Annotated in this window: 3 protein-coding genes; all 3 read left to right on the top strand. The window is 67.4% G+C overall.

Going from position 1 to position 2,529, the window contains the following annotated elements; translation table 11 throughout:
- Window positions 1–45: 45 nt before the first annotated feature.
- Complete coding sequence (locus JWR61_RS27950; RefSeq protein WP_301930934.1) at window positions 46–1,326, top strand: sensor histidine kinase; 1,281 nt, start codon at window positions 46–48, stop codon at window positions 1,324–1,326.
- Window positions 1,323–1,982 (top strand): response regulator transcription factor, encoded by a 660-nt coding sequence (locus JWR61_RS27945; RefSeq protein ID WP_301930933.1) that lies wholly within the window; start codon window positions 1,323–1,325, stop codon window positions 1,980–1,982. Before JWR61_RS27950 ends, JWR61_RS27945 begins: the two co-directional genes overlap by 4 nt.
- A gap of 114 nt (window positions 1,983–2,096) precedes the next feature.
- The coding region (locus JWR61_RS27940; RefSeq protein ID WP_301930932.1) for a hypothetical protein at window positions 2,097–2,529 on the top strand (433 nt) is incomplete at its 3' end.

Below are 2,529 nucleotides of genomic sequence, written 5' to 3'. Positions count from 1 at the left end.
ACAGTTCCTCTCGCCGCAGGGCGACATCCGCTCTAACGTGAGGGAATGACGCCGCCCCGAAGTCCACTTCGCAACTTCGCGGAGCCCCTTTTCGGCGCGGCATTCACCGTGTTGTGGCTCTTCGGGGAGTCGGGGCGGGTGCATCCGCCGGGCTACTCGTCCTCCCTGCTTGAGCAGTGGCTTCCGTTCATCCTCGTCGGCGTGGTCATCGGAACCTCGCGCGTTCTGCCCTGGATCTCCCTTGCGGCGGGCGGCATCCTTCTCATCGGTCAGCTGGCCTTCGAGTCGCTGAGATTCAGCGACGTCACCTGGCCCGCCTACCTCGGTCTCCTGCTCGCCGCCGTCGTCATCGGGGCGAACCCCGTGCGGGAAGCCCGGCTGGTCGCCCTTCCGGTGTCCGTCGCCTACGGGCTGTGTGTCGGCCTGCTCCTGCGTCTTCCCAACATGTCTGCGGCCGACCGGTACGGCGTGCTCAATGACTGGGGCAGTGTTCACGGGCGCGCGTGGAGCCAGCTGCTGGTGTCGGCCGTGCTGGTCGCCATCATCGCCGCCGCAAGCTGGTCGGTGGGATACGGGTTCTGGGCCCTCCTCGACCGCACCCAGAGCGACCTCACGCAGAAGGCGATGGCGAGCGACCTGGCGAATGCCGAGCTGGAGTTGCGCCTCGTCGACGAACGCGACCGCATCGCGCGCGACGTGCACGACATCATGGCGCACTCCCTCGCGGTCATCGTCGCCCAGGCGGACGGCGCGCGCTTCCTCAGCGAGAAGCGACCGGCGAGCACGGGCGAATCCCTCCAGGCGATCGCGCAGTCGGCCAGAGAGTCGCTCGTCGAGGTGCGAATGCTGATCGACTCCCTCGGCCCCGAGCCGGAGGATGCCGTCGCCCCCACGCTCGACGAGCTCCCTGCCCTTATTCAGCGGATGCGCGCGGCAGGCCTCTCGATCACGCAGGTTACGGATGGCGCGGCCGTTCGCCTCACCGCCGGGCAGCAGCTCGCGGTCTACCGAATCGTGCAGGAGAGCCTGACCAACGCCCTGAAACACGGGGGCGATGCGGCTCGCGCTGAGGTCGCCTACCGCTGGAGCGAAGACGGGCTGACGCTCACCGTGACGTCCCACGGGGCCGGGCGCACGGCATCCGGGGGCACTGCGAAACGCGGGCTTCGCGGCATGCGCGAGCGGGCGAGGCTCGCGGGCGGATGGCTCACGGCGGGTCCCTCCGACCAGGTCGAAGACAACAGTTTTGTCGTCGAGGCCTTCCTCCCTCCCGCCGAGGCGCTGTTCGCCGCCCCGGCTCCCTCCCCGGAAAGTGTGGCGCTGTGAATCCCGTCAAAGTCGCGATCGCCGACGACCAGGTGCTGTTTTGTTCGGGCATCCAGATGCTCATCGAGTCGCAGGACGACCTGCAGTTCGTGGGCGCCGCCTACGACGGCGAGTCGATCGTGGCGCTGGCCTCGCAGGTGCAGCCGGACGTGATCCTGATGGACATCCGGATGCCCATCCGCGACGGCATCGAAGCGACCGCCCTCATTCTGGCCAACGCCCCGGCCAACCCGCCCCGCATCATCGTTCTGACGACCCACCAGCGCGACACCGCCGTCCTCAGCGCGGTGAACGCGGGAGCGTCGGGCTTCCTCATGAAGGACGCAACGCCCGAGTTCTTGCTCGCCGCAATCCGCGCCGTCCACTCCGGCAAGTCGGTGATCGCGCCGTCGACCGCCTCCGCCCTCGTGCAGGACTTCTCCGCGAAGCCGCAGGTCCAGCCTGCGAACGCCGCCGCGATTGCCGCGCTGTCCACGCGCGAGAAGGAGATCTTCTTCCTCGCCGCGAAGGGCCTGAGCACGGGGGAGATCGCGGCGGCAGCTTTCGTCAGCGAGTCGACGGTGAAGAGTCACGTCTCGAGCATCCTGTCGAAGCTCGAGCTCTCATCGCGACTGCAACTCGTGGCGCTCGCGTATTCGAACCGCCTGGTCGAATAGCGGGAGACACGTGGCGAGGGATGCTCGGTACCGGACTCGTTGCCGGTAGTGTCACCACTGCACAGCATCCATCGTCTGGAGACCCCCTTGTTAGTTCTCGGAATTCTCGTCCTCGTGCTTGGAATCATCGGGCTCCTGGCCGCCCGCAGCCTGGCCAAACGCCCGACCGCGGAGCACGCTGGGATCCCCACTGCCCGGGCGGTGTCGCGCGGGGTGCGGCTGGCCGGAGTCCTCGGTCTTGTGCTCGGCGTGCTGTTCCTGGCGCTCGGTTCCTTCTATACGCAGGATGCCGGCGAAGCGAACGTCCTGAAGGACATCACCGGCAACATCGTCGGCCAGAACAACGACACGGGGCTGCAGGTCAAGGCGCCGTGGGTCGATACCGTGACCTTCAACATCCGTAACCAGCAGGTCATCTTCGCTGGCGCAAACGGCGAAGGCTCCGACAACGCCGGCGGCACGGTCAACGGCCCGCAGATCACGGTGCAGGACAAGGACGGCGTTTCGAGCAACATCGACATCGCGCTCCGGTACTCCATTCGTCCAG

Origin of the sequence: Ferruginibacter sp. (assembly GCF_028288465.1) — a bacterium.
In the GTDB taxonomy this organism is placed as follows: domain Bacteria; phylum Bacteroidota; class Bacteroidia; order Chitinophagales; family Chitinophagaceae; genus Ferruginibacter.
The sequence above is the reverse complement of the archived record's forward strand: the minus strand, read 5'-3'. Positions and strand labels throughout refer to the sequence as shown.